At 44.4% G+C, this 17,007-nt stretch carries 13 protein-coding genes; 9 read left to right on the forward strand and 4 right to left on the reverse strand.

Annotated features, from left to right (window positions below; translation table 11 throughout):
* Positions 1-96 precede the first annotated feature (96 nt).
* Both cruG and cruF read right to left on the reverse strand, forming a co-directional pair.
* Positions 97-1,326 (reverse strand): 2'-O-glycosyltransferase CruG, encoded by a 1,230-nt coding sequence (cruG, locus tag ACL6C3_RS09095; protein WP_413166839.1) that lies wholly within the window; start codon positions 1,324-1,326, stop codon positions 97-99.
* A gap of 132 nt (positions 1,327-1,458) precedes the next feature.
* Positions 1,459-2,397 carry a gamma-carotene 1'-hydroxylase CruF gene (gene cruF, locus ACL6C3_RS09100; protein ID WP_413166840.1) on the reverse strand — a complete coding sequence of 313 codons (939 nt, stop codon included), beginning with the start codon at positions 2,395-2,397 and terminating at the stop codon, positions 1,459-1,461.
* 362 nt (positions 2,398-2,759) lie between these two features.
* On the opposite strand from cruF, the gene ACL6C3_RS09105 reads away from it, so the two are divergent.
* The 7 genes from ACL6C3_RS09105 (at position 2,760) to proB (ending at position 9,786) form a co-directional block, all read left to right on the forward strand.
* On the forward strand, positions 2,760-3,935 hold the full coding sequence (locus tag ACL6C3_RS09105) for a F420-0:Gamma-glutamyl ligase (protein WP_413166841.1): 1,176 nt from the start codon (positions 2,760-2,762) through the stop codon (positions 3,933-3,935).
* Positions 3,936-4,050: 115 nt separating this feature from the next.
* Positions 4,051-5,316, forward strand: coding sequence for a GNAT family N-acetyltransferase (locus ACL6C3_RS09110; protein WP_413166842.1), 1,266 nt, complete (start codon positions 4,051-4,053; stop codon positions 5,314-5,316).
* A 56-nt stretch (positions 5,317-5,372) separates the two neighbouring features.
* A complete protein-coding gene (gene ruvX / locus ACL6C3_RS09115) occupies positions 5,373-5,822 on the forward strand; it encodes a Holliday junction resolvase RuvX (RefSeq protein ID WP_413166843.1) in 450 nt (149 codons plus the stop codon).
* A gap of 178 nt (positions 5,823-6,000) precedes the next feature.
* The gene (locus ACL6C3_RS09120; RefSeq protein WP_413166845.1) at positions 6,001-6,585 is read left to right on the forward strand and encodes a DUF3727 domain-containing protein; all 585 of its coding nucleotides are present in this window, start codon (positions 6,001-6,003) and stop codon (positions 6,583-6,585) included.
* 56 nt (positions 6,586-6,641) lie between these two features.
* Positions 6,642-7,715, forward strand: a complete 1,074-nt coding sequence (gene mltG / locus ACL6C3_RS09125) for an endolytic transglycosylase MltG (protein WP_413166846.1) — start codon at positions 6,642-6,644, stop codon at positions 7,713-7,715.
* 93 nt (positions 7,716-7,808) lie between these two features.
* Positions 7,809-8,327, forward strand: coding sequence for a YqeG family HAD IIIA-type phosphatase (locus ACL6C3_RS09130; protein ID WP_413166847.1), 519 nt, complete (start codon positions 7,809-7,811; stop codon positions 8,325-8,327).
* A gap of 289 nt (positions 8,328-8,616) precedes the next feature.
* Positions 8,617-9,786 (forward strand): glutamate 5-kinase, encoded by a 1,170-nt coding sequence (gene proB, locus ACL6C3_RS09135; protein ID WP_413166849.1) that lies wholly within the window; start codon positions 8,617-8,619, stop codon positions 9,784-9,786.
* Here proB and ACL6C3_RS09140 read toward each other — a convergent pair.
* Positions 9,764-10,978 carry a histidine phosphatase family protein gene (locus tag ACL6C3_RS09140; RefSeq protein ID WP_413166851.1) on the reverse strand — a complete coding sequence of 405 codons (1,215 nt, stop codon included), beginning with the start codon at positions 10,976-10,978 and terminating at the stop codon, positions 9,764-9,766. The genes proB and ACL6C3_RS09140 overlap by 23 nt on opposite strands.
* 318 nt (positions 10,979-11,296) lie before the next feature.
* Positions 11,297-13,909 carry a hypothetical protein gene (locus ACL6C3_RS09145; protein ID WP_413166852.1) on the reverse strand — a complete coding sequence of 871 codons (2,613 nt, stop codon included), beginning with the start codon at positions 13,907-13,909 and terminating at the stop codon, positions 11,297-11,299.
* Positions 13,910-14,931: 1,022 nt separating this feature from the next.
* On the opposite strand from ACL6C3_RS09145, the gene ACL6C3_RS09150 reads away from it, so the two are divergent.
* Together ACL6C3_RS09150 and ACL6C3_RS09155 are read left to right on the forward strand one after the other, a co-directional pair.
* A complete protein-coding gene (locus ACL6C3_RS09150) occupies positions 14,932-15,603 on the forward strand; it encodes a sigma-70 family RNA polymerase sigma factor (RefSeq protein ID WP_413166853.1) in 672 nt (223 codons plus the stop codon).
* Entirely contained in the window at positions 15,600-16,787 is a 1,188-nt protein-coding gene (locus ACL6C3_RS09155) for a DUF1822 family protein (protein WP_413166854.1), read from the forward strand. The genes ACL6C3_RS09150 and ACL6C3_RS09155 overlap by 4 nt, the downstream gene beginning before the upstream one ends.
* The last annotated feature ends 220 nt before the right edge of the window (positions 16,788-17,007 follow it).

A 17,007-nucleotide genomic window follows, 5' to 3' on the forward strand; every position in this document is an offset into this window, starting at 1 on the left:
ATGGGGAATGGGGAATGGGGAATGGGGAATTCTGAACACAGCAACTCTTGAACTCCTGACTTCTGACTCGGTGACTCCCTGTTCCCTGTTCCCTGTCTAAACTGGTGACGGGTTCTGAGTGACTGGTGAGTGATCATAGGTTCTTCCTCGCCATTGAGTTGGCTTGCGGTTGGCGGAAATAAACAGGCGTACCACCGCTAACGGATCAGCCAACGGAGACAGCCAAAATATCCATTTCCCTTTGGCAACAGACAAATCATAACTTTGTGCGATCGCCCCACACAACGCAAACCGAACCACAATCCAAAATAAATTTAAACCCAGTAAAATTAACACTAAAGGATTCGATAAGGGCATTACGCCCGAAAATCCCAGACTCAATAATAAAATCGGTAAAGGCAAACCCTGAACCGCTAACAGTAACGCTAAATCTCCCCAAAGTTGTCCGCGAGAACAAGCATCCTTGAGATCGAGCGATCGCCCCCATCCGGACCAAGTATCGCGAAACCCGTCATACATTCGCACTTTGAGCAAATTCGCCCCATCGAGAAACCCAACTTTAAACCCCGCAGCGGCGATATTACGAGCCAAAGTCACATCATCACAAAAAGAACCGCTGGCGCTGGTGTAGCCATCCATCGCTTCGAGAACCTCACGCCGACACAGAAAACATTGACCGTTCGCCATTACCCGTTCGGGACTGGTAGGATTAATATCCGGCGGTCCAAACCGATAAATCAACGTGATCAACAGTGCCGGTTGTAACCACAATTCTCCCGGATATTTTAAAATAAATCGACAAGATAGGGAAATCAAATCATAATTTTCGGCGATCGCAGTGTTAACGAGAGTTGCAGCCAAAGCCGGACTCGGTTGAGTATCGGCATCAATCCCCAAAACCCACTCACTTTTCGGGGAACTGTGCAGAAAACCCGTGTGTAAAGCCCAAGGCCGTCCCACCCAACCCGTCGGCAATGGATCATCGGTGATCAGGCGAAAGCGGGGATCGCGTTGGGCTGCTGTCTCGACCATTTCCCGAGTGCCATCGGTTGAACGACTATCGACAACCAAAATCTCCCGCACTTCATAGCTAGCCCGTGTCAAGCCCGATAAACACGGAGAAATGCGTTCGGCTTCGTTTAAAGTCGGAACAACAATACTGACCGTTCCCAGTAAACCGGGAGTGGGAGGCTGAGGTTGCAGCAAGAAACGGCGGTTAAGAGCCTTAAACAGACGAGAAAGAACAATTAAACTGGCTGGAATTTGTACGATTAAAATCAGTAAAATTAAAGCACCGATCCAGACGGGCAAAAAATCATTGGTCATTTAAAATTGATGGCGTTCGTTAGCGATCGAGAAGATGCTTGAAAATTTACCATAGAAGGGGACAGGCGAATGCGGGACCCTAAATTGATTGCTTGTCCCCTCAATCAGATTAACCCCGTCAGGTGGGGGTGTTTATTTTGCTAAAATCTCAGCCGGAGTCGCCGGAACTTGTGAGCGGGGCGAGTCTACAGAAACTCGATCGCTAAGTATGTCTTCTACCGTTGCCAGTGTCGGTGCCGTCCACCAGAAGACAAAGGCAGGAATCACACCCAGCGCTACACTGAGACTGACGGGGAACAAGAATCGCTCATCGAGGGCGCAAACTGTAATTGTGGCTCCAAAGGTGAAGTTCGTCAAATAAACAATTAGGGGTAAAGTTAATTGACGGCGAGATAACAGCACCGGTACCCGTCTCCACAAGAAAGCGCCAACGCTCATAAATACCGTAGCGGTTCCCATCCATCCCAGGAGGTTTCGGTAAGGCATTCCAAAAAATTCGCCGACTTCTTGGAATACCCAGAATTTTACCGGAGCTTGGCTCATTGCCGGATCGAGAACGAGATCCCAAGCGGTTAATAAGATAGCGGCTACGGCTAAAGCCGCCCAGTGACGCAGCCAGCTTGAACCGACAACAACTTTTAATCCCGCCCGGCCTAACAGATAGCAAGTGAGTCCCATGTAAAACCAAGACAGGGGAATGGTAAACGGTACTAGGCCCGCAATTTTGTAGCCCAAGCCACTCAGGTATTGATAGTGACCAAAGGGAAATCCGGTGCTGGTGCCGAGTAGTTCACTTCCCAAAGATAAGAAGATTGCCGGAACCATGAACGTTGCTGTCGCCCACCAGCCGAGAGTCCGGTAAGCATAGAGGGAAACGGCGATCGCCCCGAAGACGATGTAAGCCACTCCGCCTCCTGCCATACTCCATCCGAAAGCCGTCTGTCCGATGGGGGGTAGGTTGGCAATGATTTGGGGATTGGGCAGAATGATTAATAGTCCTGCCAAACCAAATAGGGTTGAGATGACGTGGACAGCCAGAAAAATACGTTCAGCAATTACAAGTTGCTTCATTGAACTCCTCAAATAAATCTAAAATCGAAATACCGCTCTTTAATAGTTTACAAATCTTTAACAAAATTAAATGATTTTCGCGATCGCCGGTTTGCCGTCTCCAAGGCGCGATCATTCCGGGCAAACTGAACCCTTTTGCTTGATTTGACTTGGTTTGAATCTTTTTACTGTACCCGTTTTTGTCCCGTTAACGGCCAATTCAATAAAATTTAATAATAATTTTATCTTTTTCCTTAAACAAAAGTTATTTTATCTCGATCAACAGATAGACAAAGTGACCAAGTTGTGATAAAGATCAGGATTTGAGAGGCAGGTGAACGAATCCACTAGAATAAGTGGAGTTAATTTGGGCAGGAGAATTCATGGCAATTTTAGGGATTGTACTGATAACGTTACTGGCAGTGATGGGGATCGGGGGGCTAGCAATGGAACTGCGATATCGTCGAATGCCGGGAAATGACCTGGAACTGACCTCGGGCCAGTGGGATGTGGCGAGATCTCAAAGCGATCATTATCTGCTGATCGGTCAGATGGAATTTCGCAACCGGACATCACGATTTGAAATCATGGTCCCGGAAGTCGAAGCCCAAGTGCAACTGTTGAGCGAAGCAAGTTTAGATAATATAGACTTAACCACCCGCATCATTGGGATGCACCCGGATGCAAGTCCGAGAGCGGATAACTATTGGTTTGCTTATATTGTCAAACGCAAACCGACTCAAATGAAAGTTTCCATCGAAATCAAAGGCGAAAACCTCGATCAACTTCAGTCGGCTTGGGTGAAAGTTCACTACATCGCCTATGGCCCAGACGGACGAATTCCCAAAACTCGCCACGTGGTGATTCCCCTACAATACCCCGATCCCCAAAATCCTCCCAACCCCCGCCAGAGCGAATCAGCAACCGTTTATCCCATTCGCACCCATCTGCTGACTCACCTCGACGATCCCGTAGAAGTTGTCAAAAAATATGTTCTCCCTCACGCCAAACCGGGAGATGCGATTACAATGGGAGAAACGCCCCTAGCCCTAATTCAAGGCCGATTCCGTCATCCCAGCGAAATCGAACCCGGATGGGTAGCCAAGCGCGTTTGTCAGTTCTTCCTGCCCACGTCAAGTTTAGCCACCGCCTGCGGGATGCAAAGCTTAGTGGATTTAGTCGGGCCTGTGCGGGTATTATTTGCCTTTGTGGGAGGATCGATCGCGAAAATACTGGGCAAACCAGGAATGTTTTATACACTCGCAGGAGAACAAGCCCGTCTGATTGATGATGTCACCGGAACTTTACCCCCCTACGATCAATTTATTGTCTTAGGCCCAGACAATCCCCAACAAGTTGTCGAACGGATTCAACAACAAACCGGCTTGGGAGCAGCAATTGTAGACGTCAATGATCTCAAAGCCGTTAAAATATTAGCAAAGACCTCCGATCTTTCCACTGAGTTTCTAGAACAAGCCTTAAGAAGTAACCCCGCAGGAAATGCTGATGAGCGAACGCCATTGGTTTTGATCCGTCCTCTATCCCCCTGCGATCGATAATTGTATTAGTCCATTTTCCAGGGAAGGGCCAGTTAAATCAAATCGGAGAAAGATTCAGCGTAATCAGGCGTCAGTCCGCTGAAGCATGATTAGTAGAAAGACAACGAAATTCAATATGACTTTATTCCTGTCCCAGAACCAAAATCAAGTGAGTATCCGTCCCTTTCAATATCGTGACCTGGATCAAATCGAAAGGTTGTGTCAGCAGGCTTTATCCGATGTTCTCATCGATCCAGAAACAGACGGTTTCAGTTTGGCGGCTCAAGATATTCAAAAGCTGCGTAGCTGGTACGGATTCCTCAAATTCTTAAGCTGGTTTCCGAATCCCTGTCAGCATTTGTTTAATATTCTCGTTGCCGAACAAGAAGATCAAGTCCGGGGAGTGATTCGAGTCTCGCCGTTTAACTGGACTCGGAGTACCTGGCGAGTCAATCAAGTGGCTGTCGATCCCAGTGGCGATCGCAGTAGCATTGGCTCTCAACTGCTGCGGTACTGCTTTGAAAGCATTTGGGAAGCCCGCAACTGGTTAGTCGAAGTTAACGTTAACGATCAGGGTAATATTGCCCTCTATCGTCAAAACGGATTCCAGCGTTTGGCTCAAATTACCTATTGGTCTGTCGAACCGGAACTGCTGCAACAGTTGGCCGTCACCCAACCGGACCTTCCCAACCTCCTCCCGGTGAGCAACGCCGATGCTCAACTGCTGTATCAACTCGATACCGCATCGATGCACCCCTTTGTCCGGCAGGTGTTCGATCGCCATATTAGCGATTTTAAATCCAGCGTGATCAAAGCGGTGATGGAGGGATTTAAACAATGGTTCAACCATACCGAACAAATCAGCGCTTATGTGTTTGAACCCCAACGCAAAGCGGCGATCGGTTATTTCCAAGTTCAACTGTCGCGAGATGGCCGTCAACCCCATTTTGCCGAGTTAACGGTCAATCCGTCGTATACTTGGCTGTATCCCGAACTGTTGGCTCAAATTGCCCATCTGACTCAAGACTTTCCGGCTCAATCTCTGCGACTCAGTTCGGCGGACTATTTACCCGAACGAGAAGCCTATTTTGAGAAAATGGGAGCGACTCGGATCGAACACAGCCTGTTGATGTCCCGTTCAGTTTGGCATAAAGTTCGAGAGTCGAAACTGTCGTTAGAAGGGTTGCAACTGTCGGATGTCCTGCAAAGCCTCCAACCGGCTCGCAAGCCGATCCCCAGTCGGGTGTCTTGGTTGGGACCAATGCACCATTCCCGGCGCGATCGCAACTCCCCGGTTGCAGACACTCTCAGCGGACAATCCAACGCTATCTCGGAACAACCCGAGTTAGAGAGTCAAAACAAGCCTAGCGATCAAGCCTCGGATCATCAACGTGAAAGCTAAGATGCAACCCGCTGTAGATCTGTTTTCGTGTTCCCCATTCCCCGCTGTCGAATGCTATGAGTGAAAACTCCTCGCCTCAATTCGTTTCCGCCCTCGGACTCGATATCGGTCAGAAACGGATTGGGGTGGCCGGCTGCGATGGTTTGGGCCTGTTTGCGACGGGTTTAATGACCCTAGAACGCAGTGCATTTGAACGGGATGTGGCTCAACTGCAAGAATTGGTCAAAGACAGACGAGTGCAGGTTCTCGTCGTCGGTTTACCCTATTCGATGAGTGGAAATTTGGGGTTTCAAGCCAAAAAAGTCCAAAAATACGCCAGCCGACTGGCGATCGCTTTAGATTTACCCCTAGAATATGTCGATGAACGTCTGACTTCGTTTCAGGCCGAGCAGATGATGCGATCGGCGAAGATTTCCCCGTCGCGCAACAAAGGGTTAATCGATCGCAAAGCCGCCGCTCTGATTTTACAGCAATGGTTAGACCAACGACGGTCTCAAAAGCTGTGAACTTCACCGAATAAGTTGGGGAAAAAAGCTCTAGACTGGGATAACTGCGTGATTGATGGGTCTGTTAGGTTGAAGCCACCCCAAGCATGATATTCTAATCGTGCAGTGGGATCGAGATTCGACCCATTCGCGCACCCCGATAGACCCAGACCTGGGATACTCTTTTACATAAGCCTGCATGATGTTTTCATCTCAATCCCCCCAAGAGAATGGACGCTCCCAAGAAGATCTCGTCACAATCACCGACGAGCAAGGGCGATCGCTGGACTGCTTGATTCAATCTATAGTCAATATCGAAGATCAAGACTATTTGGTGCTGGTTCCGGTTGATGCTCCGGTAGAAATTTTACGCTGGCCGGGTGAAGACGAAGACGATGAAACTCCGATTCCGGTAGAATCTGAAGCCGAACTCGATGAAATTTTTTCGATCGCCAAAGCGGTTTTAGAAGAACAAAACCTCACCCTCAAACGAACGGCCCTCACCCTCACCGTTGCGGGAGAATTACCGGAGGTCGATGAAGATGAACTCGAAGACCGGGGGGAAGATTCAGAAGATGAGGAAGATTATGAGGAAATGATGGAGTTGACCAGCTTCTACTCCCAGGAGCAAGAATACGGAATTTATACGCCTGTTGAACCCTTTTTTCTTCTTGCCCGTCAAAACGACCGGGGTGAACCCGAATTACTCTCTAATGATGAACTTGAGAGAATTGAACCGTTTATTCCTCAGATCGAAGAACAACTTTTTGACGATTTCGATTAAACTCAGCACAGTCCGAGCAGAAAACCACAGATAACTGACAACGGATCGAATGACCTATGGGACGAGTTTCAAAGATTGCATTCTACCTGGTGATCCTACCAGCAACATGGATTTTTGTAGGTTGGCAGGGTTGGTCTTGGTGGAGTTGGGTGAGTTCCGCACCGAGCGATAGTGACAGCCTGGGTGAGTCTACAGAAGACAGTACGGGGGTTCAAATTACCATTCCATCGGGAACTTCCAGCCAGCAAATTGGACGGGACTTGGAGGCGGCGGGTTTAATTCGTTCCTCGAAGGCTTGGCGGTTGTGGTCCCGCTGGTTGGTTTTTGCCGATCCCGAAGGGGAATATAAAGCGGGAACTTACCAATTATCCCCAACTCAGCCCTTGAGTGAAGTCGCAGATAAAATCTGGAAAGGTGAGGTAATGCAGTTAAGCTTTACCATTCCTGAAGGATGGTCGATTAAACAAATGGCCGAATATTTTGAGGAACAAGGCTATTTTTCAGCCCAGGCTTTCATGGATGCGGCTTCACAAATTCCCTACGATGATTATCCCTGGCTTCCTCGAAATTTACCGCTTCTCGAAGGCTTTTTGTATCCCGATACCTATCAAGTTGTCGCCGAACGCATTACGCCTGACGCGGTGATCCGCCAAATGCTTGACCGTTTTCAACAGGTGGCTTTACCGGTTTATCAAGAAAATGGCAATAAAACCAATCTTTCTCTCAATGAGTGGGTGGCGTTGGCGAGTATTGTGGAAAAAGAAGCGGTTGTCGCCAGCGAACGCCGGATTATTTCCGGGGTCTTTCATAATCGCCTCAAACAGGGGATGCGCTTGGCCGCCGATCCGACGGTAGAATATGCTTTGGGGATTCGCCAAACGGTCGATCAACCTCTGACGTTTAAGCAGGTGGAAACTCCTTCTCCCTACAATACTTATATGAATACGGGTTTACCTCCGACGGCGATCGCATCTCCCGGTGTGGCCAGTTTAAAAGCGACTCTCGATCCGGAACCGACGGAATATCTGTATTTTATGGCTCGTTACGACGGCACTCATATTTTTAGCCGCACAGCAGCCGAACATCAAGCCGCGATCGCCGAGGTTGAACGTCAACTCTCGACTCAATAGCTTATTCAGTGACCAGTCTTTACAGTCACTGGTCACTGTAAAAAAGGGATCAATTTTCAGCTATGATGAAAAAGCTAAAATTTCTGAGTAGTTATGACTTGGGGGAACCTGTTACAACCCGATTTGATTTTAGGCGATTCGGTGATCGGTTTAAAACCGGAGATTCTCGAGCAACACCGTTTGAGAGGGCTGGTGTTGGATGTCGATGAAACCTTAGTTCCGATTACTCGCTCTTACGTGTCTGAGGAACTCAAACAATGGGTGGAAACGATTCGACCTCTGGCGACGGTTTGGTTGGTGAGCAATAATATCAGTCAGCCTCGTATTGGTGCCATTGCTCAAGCTTTGGATTTACCCTATATTAGCGGTGCGGGTAAACCGTCTCGACGCAAGGTTAGACGGGCTATAGATGCGATGAATTTACCTGTTTCACAAATTGGTATGGTTGGCGATCGCTTGTTTACCGATGTGTTGGTGGGAAATCGCTTGGGAATGTTTACCATTTTAGTTGAACCGATGCTTGATTCTACACCCGGTAAGACACTCTATTCGATGCGATCGCTGGAGGTCTGGGTTTCTAATGTTTTGGGGGCTTCTCTCAAACTTGATTAAATCAATGTCAATCAGGGTGATCGTTCCGTTCGAGGAAATCTAAAAAAAATCTTAAGAAAACTTTTCGGATTAAATTTTCATGGGAATATATCAATGATTTCAAATTGGGGTCAAGCTAATATAAAGACCCTAAATATAAAAGAAGATCAATCAACTCCTGCGGAAAGTGCCAGCTTTATTTTTTGAAAACGAAGCTGGCACTTCTTGATGAAAAGATGAGTTATAAATCGACCGGAAACGGGATATTAAAAAAACAATAAAGCGCTATTTTTTGTATTGATAAACTGCGATGTCTCACAGAATAGTTGTTAAAATTGGTACTTCTAGTTTAACTCAAGTTGGCACGGGTAACTTGGCGTTATCGACCTTAGCAACATTGGTGGAGACGTTAACTCATTTACGCCAACAAGGAGATCAAGTTGTATTAGTTTCTTCCGGCGCCGTTGGGGTGGGTTGCGATCGCTTGGGACTCAGCGAACGACCCCGAACCATTACGTTAAAACAAGCGGTCGCAGCAGTGGGTCAAGGGCGTTTAATGCGGGTTTACGATGATTTCTTTACCTGTTTAAACCAACCCATCGCCCAGGTTCTTTTGACTCGGGGTGACTTGGTTCAACGCAGCGGTTACGTGAACGCTTATAACACGTTTCAACAACTGCTAAAACTGGGTGTAATTCCGATTGTAAACGAAAATGATACCGTTGCGGTAGATGAACTCAAATTTGGAGATAATGACACCCTTTCGGCGTTGGTGGCGAGTTTAGTCGAAGCAGACTGGCTGTTTTTATTGACGGATGTGGATAAACTGTATTCAGCCGATCCGCGTTATAATCCGAATGCACAACCGATTGATTTAGTTACCCATATCGAACAACTTCAAGAACTACAAGTTCAAACGGGAGACTCCAGCAGCGGTTGGGGAACCGGCGGAATGATTACTAAAATAGAAGCAGCTAAAATTGCCACAAGTTCGGGAGTGAGAACGGTTATCACGGATGGAAAATCCCCTCGAAATTTAGCTAAAATTCTGCAAGGTGAAAAAATAGGGACTCATTTTGCAGCCCAAGAAAGACCCGTAAACGCTCGCAAACATTGGATTGCTAATGTATTGATTCCGATGGGGAAACTCTATCTAGATGATGGGGCAGTGCGGGCAATTTGTCAACAAGGGAAGTCGCTGTTAGCCGCAGGAATTACTCAAGTTGAAGGACAATTTCAAGCCCAAGATTCGGTAAAAATGTGTGATTTGGCGGGTCGAGAAATTGCCCGAGGGTTGGTGAATTATAATAGTGTCGAACTTCAGAAAATCAAAGGGTATCGTTCGGAAAAAATACCTGAAGTTTTGGGATATGTGGGCGCAGAAACGGTCATTCACCGAGACAATTTGGTGATTGATAACTCGAATGCAAAGATGAACAATTCACCTAATAATTCACCTAAACATAACACCGATAATTGAGGCTTTGAATGGTGGGAGGATGTTCAAAGGGATAGTAGATAGAATGAATAGTTCCGGGGTCTAATTGCCAGTTTTGAACTTGATTTAAACTCAAATTCAGAACTTGGCTGAGGAAGTGTTTGGTAATCAAATCATCAACAATCACTAAACCTGTACGCATTTTTTGCTCATTTTTAGATGCGGAAACCATTTGATTTCGTTCTTGAATTTTTTTATGCCAAACTTGCAGCAAATCACTTTTAAAAACTTGAAACTGCATAACATTGGGGTGATGACGAAGAATTTGATCGGATATAATTTGAGAATGATCGAGAATTTGACTCAAACAAAAATCAATTGAAACGTTTTGAAGCTGTTCGGAAATCTGTTTAATTTGTTGAGAATTATTGTTTGAAGCCGAAACAAATAGCAAACGCAATCCTTGTTGTTCTTCTTCGACCTGAGGTAAATTTTCAGCCAAATGAGCGGTCATATTAAGAGCCTTTAATTCTCCAGGATGATGAGTCTTTGAGGGAAATTGTAAAATACTAATACCGCAATTTGATTGTTGGATGCTATGGAACAAATTCGGTTCAAGACCCAAGGCTGTACTAATTAAAGCACAATTTGTAGCCCCGTGAGTCACGACTAAAATCGTTTGACCTCGATGGCGAGAAAGAACAGTTTTCCAAAAATTTTCCGCTTGTTTATATAGGTTTAAAACGGGAAAAAAAGATTGTTTAACTTCGGTACAAACTGCTAAATTCTTAAATTTTTTATCTGGGGTTGGGGATGAGGAAACGTCCATTTTGAATTCGTGGGGGCGTTGTTGCCAACAGTGATAATCTTCGGGAAATTCTTCTCTAACTTTGTCTAAAGGTAGACCTTGCCAAGCTGGAAGATCAATTTCTCTTAAAGCTTCCGACTGACGCATTTGAGGTAACAGTTTGCTTTTTGTACTGAGAGCGGTTAAAATTTCAATGGCGGTTTGTTGAGAAGATTTTAGAGCGTTTGTATAAATTGCATTAATATTATATTGTTTCAAAGCCAAACCGGTTAAATAAGCAGAACAACGTCCTTTTTCTGTCAATCCTTCCCGGGCACCGTCTTCTAAATAATAACCTTCGAGATTTGAAATACTCTCACCATGACGAACTAAAATTACTGTAGTTTTCTTATGCAAACGGCTGTTAAAATTAAAAGTTAAAGACATAAAATGCTTCTCCCGGTTGTCATTGAAAATTTTGTTAAAGAGCGGCTATAAAAGCAATTTTAAAGAGTCGATAAAATTAGACTTTCACTCGCTATAGAGAGAGTAGGGGTATAGCTGTTGCTATACCCTTACAGTGTCAGTGTTACCACTGAGGATAAGGAAGCGCGTGTATTGAGTTATAGCGTTTCTCAACCCAACTTTTCGCAAAGGTGAGAAAAAAATTTTTTGGACTACAGACTGAGGGGGGCGAAACCCCCCCATCTCAACTGTTAGAGTGACTTGAAGGAAAATCAATCAAGCCGTTGGGACATCGAGAGTTTAGCCAATCCCAAAGTCATCATCGACTTCAAAACCATTATTATCGACGAGGTAAGCAAATGTTTGAGGGATACCAATTTCATCAACTGAGGTGACAGCGTAGAAATCGGTTAAGCCAATTCGGTTATCATCGACGGTGATAAAGGTTTGATAGAAATCATCTGTCCAGGGTGCGTTACCTGCTTCTAAACCCTCGTCAAACATATACTCAAAAGTGTCACGATAGCTAACATTATCGAGTGAGTTGACATTGTAATGTGTGAGTAAATCCTCTGCATATTCTGGGTTTTCTCGATAGTTATCTACATCTATCCAAGGTGCGGGATTTTGACCTTTTTCTAAACCTGAACTAATTGCATAATTAATTAATTCTGAGTCATCAATCTCGCCATTATCGTCATTATCAATGATGGCTTCGTCGGCTGTTATGGCTTCTTGATATTCATCTTTATACCACTCAACGTTGACTATGCTGGATAAGTCGAAGTCGTCATCAATGTCATCAGAATTATCGTCGAAGTCATCATCAGAATCATCGTCAGAATCATCAGAATCATCAGAATCATCATCAATGTCATCATCGATGTCACCGACAATTTCATCAGAATCCTCGTCTAAATCCTCGTCTAAATCATCAGAATTATCGTCTAAATCGTCATCAGAATTATCATCGAAATCATCGGAATCCTCGTCTAAATCATCGTCAGAATCGTCATCGATGTCATCGTCGAAGTCATCGTCTAAGTCATCGTCAGAATCGTCATCGATTTCATCAGAATCATCGTCTAAGTCATCATCGTCTAAGTCATCGTCTAAGTCATCGTCTAAATCGTCATCAATGTCATCAATGTCATCAAAATCATCGTCTAAATCGTCATTAGAATCATCGTCTAAGTCATCGTCTAAATCGTCATCAATGTCATCAAAATCATCGTCTAAATCGTCATTAGAATCATCGTCGAAGTCATCGTCTAAATCGTCATCAATGTCATCAAAATCATCGTCTAAATCGTCATTAGAATCATCGTCGAAGTCATCGTCTAAATCGTCATTAGAATCATCGTCGAAGTCATCGTCTAAATCGTCATTAGAATCATCGTCGAAGTCATCGTCTAAATCGTCATTAGAATCATCGTCGAAGTCATCGTCTAAATCGTCATCAATGTCATCAAAATCATCGTCTAAATCGTCATTAGAATCATCGTCGAAGTCATCGTCTAAATCGTCATCAATGTCATCAAAATCATCGTCTAAATCGTCATCAATGTCATCAAAATCATCGTCTAAATCGTCATTAGAATCATCGTCTAAGTCATCGTCTAAGTCATCGCCAACAATGTCATCATCATCGGTGTTACCTACATTTACATCTGGGATTTGACCTATTATACCGTCGTTATCCTCAAACGAATCGTCATCTAAGTCATCATCTAAGTCATCATCTAAGTCATCATCTAAGTTATCATCGAAGTCATCATCGAAGTCATCATCTAAGTCATCATCGAAGTCATCGTCATCTAAAATCGGGTTAATTCCCTGAAAGAAACCGATACCAAATGCAAATTTGAATACTTCTTTAAAGCTGATTTCATCAACTTCGGAGTTAAAGAAGTTAGTAACAGCTTCAAAGTTATCATCAAGATAGTCTTGAATATTGAATACTGAAGAAAATAAACGTCCTTCATTTAACCCAAATTGAATCAAATGTTCTAACAACTGTGAAGGACTCCAATCCTCAGGAAGATCGGAATTATTTTGTTGGTAGTAATTGAGATCGATAATAGGAGAAAATAAACGACCCTCATCTAATCCAAATTGTGTCAAATGTTCTAATAACTGTGAAGGACTCCAATCCTCAGGAAGATCGGAATTATTTTGTTGGTAGTAATTGAGATCGATAATAGGAGAAAATAAACGACCCTCATCTAATCCAAATTGTGTCAAATGTTCTAACAACTGTGAAGGACTCCAATCATCGGGAATATCGGAATTAATTTGTTGGTAATAATTTAGATCGACGAGAGGAGAAAATAAACGTTCTTCACTTAATCCGAAGTTAATTAAATGTTCACAAAGTTCTCTGTTATTGAGATTCGCGAGATCGGGATTAAGTTCTCGATAGCTATTAAGGTTAATAATTGGATTAAATACACGTCCTTCTTCTAATCCATAAACTTGAAAGTGAGAGACTAATTCATCATCACTGAGTTCAGCTAGATCCGGGTTGTTGGCTTTGTAATAAGCTAAATTGAGTAAATTTACAGGCTGAATAACGACTCCATCATCTAGATCATCATCGAAATTATCATCAAAGTTGTCATCTAGATCCTCATCGAAATTATCATCAAAGTTGTCATCTAGATCCTCATCGAAATTGTCATCTAGATCCTCATCAAAATTATCATCGAAATTGTCATCAAAGTTGTCATCTAGATCGTCATCTAGATCATCGGTAATTTCAACTTCAGATAAACCAGGAACGAGTGAAATATCATCGAGATCATCCATTTCAGATACACCTATCATTTCGCGATCATCATCTAATTCATCGAAATTATCTAAACCTAAAACTTGATTGTCTAAAATAGTTTCACGGTTTTCGAGTGAGTCCATAGTAGATGTCTCCTTAGTTTTTAGAAAACAAATGAAGTTGATTAGATTTAGAGTGTAACCGTTGCGATCAATCTTCTATTTTTAGCCATGAACAAGCGGCGATTTGAGTGAGAAAGTCTCAAACCGAGAGAAGATTGATCGATGAGTTTGCAACTCCCCGATTTAGGTATGACGGGGAACGCTTTGTAGTGTTATACGAAGATAAATCTCAGTTTTCGCAAAAATCTATCAAAAATTTTTTGAGGGTGAAATTGACAATTCAGTTTGGGGGGCTAATCTCCTGACCAAACACCTTTCCCGTCCGATCTTAAGATATTCTAAAAATCGTCATTTATTAATCGTGAATCCGAAAAATAATCGGGGGGGGTGATTGTATGGGTAATTGATTGGGAGGCGAAGACAGAACAATCACGCATTATGGATCTTTCTCCTCAAGCAATGGATGCGCGGGATGGGAAAACCGATAATGCTTTACTCTGTGCTTTTTCTAATACAAACCCCACCAGTCAAGTTTTAAATTATATTTTTTAAGTTATATTTGTTAAAATTTGGGGTTGGTGTCGGCGATCGCATTTCCAAACTGAGAGCGGTCGCTTTTTGAATTTTAGATCGATTCTGATTTTTCGTCATCTAATTTCAATTTTATTTTCAATGTGGTTTTAAGGCTCTTGTGAAAGTAGACATTTTGGCGGATAATAGAAAATCTAAAGTTCATCTCAATAAAAGTGACCCGTGAACGTCCAAGCTGATGGTGAAGGAGTTTGTAAATTGCTAGAGATCAGGCATCCGATGACAATCGAACCCAGTAAACATCAGCTTTTGGTTTCGGGCCACTGCATTTTAGGGGGAACTCACTTATGACAGTTCAAGAAGCTGTGTAAAAGCTACTGAAGCTGTTGTTAAAGCGTTCGTAAAGATATAGCGACGCTGAAAGCAACTTTTCGCAAGATCTGGAAAAAAAATTTTTTAAGGGTTAATCTGCGAAAAAGACATCGGCAACCCCTATAACTGAATACCAGTCAATGGACAACATACACACTCAACTGCGTCAACTCGTTGCCGAAGCCTGTACCTATCCTCCTGAGAGTGTAGAACGTCGGCAAAGGCTCAATCAGATTATTCGTAAAATTATGCGATCGGGTAAACTGTGGAGAGAGTCTAGCGACTATTATAATGATGCACTCCAGGAAACGTGGGAATATTGCTGCGAGCATTTAGAAGAGTACGATCCCGAACGGGCTAGCGTAATTACCTGGCTTGATAACCACCTAAAAAAACGACTGAGAACCTGGCGCGATCGCAAGTATCGGCAACTAAACCGTCAAATTAGTCCATCTCATACAGAACCAGATTTCACCGATCCCATTGAAAGAATTGCGGCCGAACCTGATATTCAACCCGCTCTGGAAATTTGGGAAGAAACCACAGAATGGGTTAATAACGATCCAGAACGTGTGTTATCTAAAACCTGCTTTAGAAACTGCCCTCACATTAACTGTCAGGTTCTCTTTTTGAAACGGTTTCCATCAGAAACGCCCTGGAATGATATTGCCTCAGACTTTGACCTCACACCGGCAGAAACGAAAGATTTGCCAAAATTTTACAACCGTAAATGTTTACCGCTCTTACGAGAATTTGGAACTTCTCAGGGGTATATTGACCCAACTCAGACTCCCAAAAAAAGGAAATCATGATCACTCAACTTATGCAAACCCTAGATGATTTCTCCATTCCCTTACTGATCCCTTCTCAGGCTAAAAGATTAGCCGAAGAATTTGCCGCCCAACAACCGAGTTCCCGCAAAAGCCGACAGGTTTATCTCAATACCCTGGCGGTGTGCATGGTGAATAATTATTTGCGAATTATGGGAATTCCAACCCATTTAACCGCAGGAGAAAGTTGGAACCCGGCCGTGCGTTTTTATGCGGATGTGGCAGACTTAGAAGTAGTGGGTCGAGGTCGTTTAGAATGTCGTCCGATCCCGGTTCAAGAAAATCTCGACTCGACGGTTTGTAGGGTTCCTCGCGAGGTCCAAAGCGATCGGATTGGGTATGTGATTGTAGAATTGGATTTAGAACAGGAATTGGCGACAATTTTGGGTTTTGTGGAAACGGCGAGCGATAGTATTTTGTTAAGACAATTGCGATCGCCCGATGAATTGCTCGAACATCTGCTTTCTGCTCCCCAACCGGAAACCGCAACATCCGGGGTAAATTTGCGTCAATGGCTGGAAAATACCGTCACAACGGGTTGGGAAACGGTGGAAACGCTGTTATTTTCGCCCGAGGCGAGTTTGGCAATGCGGGGCGCCGATACTGTGGTTGAAAGTGCCGATTCTGTGGCGTCGGTGATCCGGTTGTTGGACTCCGATCAAAGCGAGGAGGTTCGCGCCCAAGCTGCGGGTGTTTTGGGCGATATGGGCGTTAGTAATTCTACCACGATTAACGCTTTAACGGAACTGTTGGCAACCGCAGAAGAAGAAGAAACCCGTTGGCAAGCGGCGCTGAGTTTGGGTAAGCTAGATGCCAATCATCCCCAAGCGGGAATTCGACGGGTGAGAGCGATCGATTTGTCCTCGCAACCCAACCCCGAACAGGTGGCGCTGATCGTGGCGATTATGCCCAAAGCCAACGATCGCATTGGGGTGTGGCTGCAAGTTGAACCGCTCGGAGATTTGACGGTTTTACCTGGGGGTTTGACCTTGAGAGTGCTGTCGATGTCGGGGGAAACTCGCCTGCAAGTCGAAGCCAGAGGCGATGGTCGAGGTCGGGGTTTGGATCGGGCCATTGGCCGTCGGTTTAGTCCGCCCCCCCAAACGGGTTTTCGGGTGCAGGTGCAATTCGGTTCAACCACTGTGACAGAAGATTTTCTGGCATAATTGCCCAAGCAGACAAATTTACTTTATGCAACAAAAAAGAGGGGTATAAGGGGGATCGATCCCAACAATAAAGATTTGCTATAGATTTGGGCTATCTGTACAATAAGTAAAAAGTAGAAATAGTGGGACTCGTGAGCAAGCAGACCCCGAAAAGAGTCTCGCTTGTACAAGCCCGAATGGGTGCGCGTGCAGAGTCAAACCAACGAGATAGGATAGCCTC

Origin of the sequence: Capilliphycus salinus ALCB114379 (assembly GCF_047276495.1) — a bacterium.
In the GTDB taxonomy this organism is placed as follows: domain Bacteria; phylum Cyanobacteriota; class Cyanobacteriia; order Cyanobacteriales; family Microcoleaceae; genus Capilliphycus; species Capilliphycus salinus.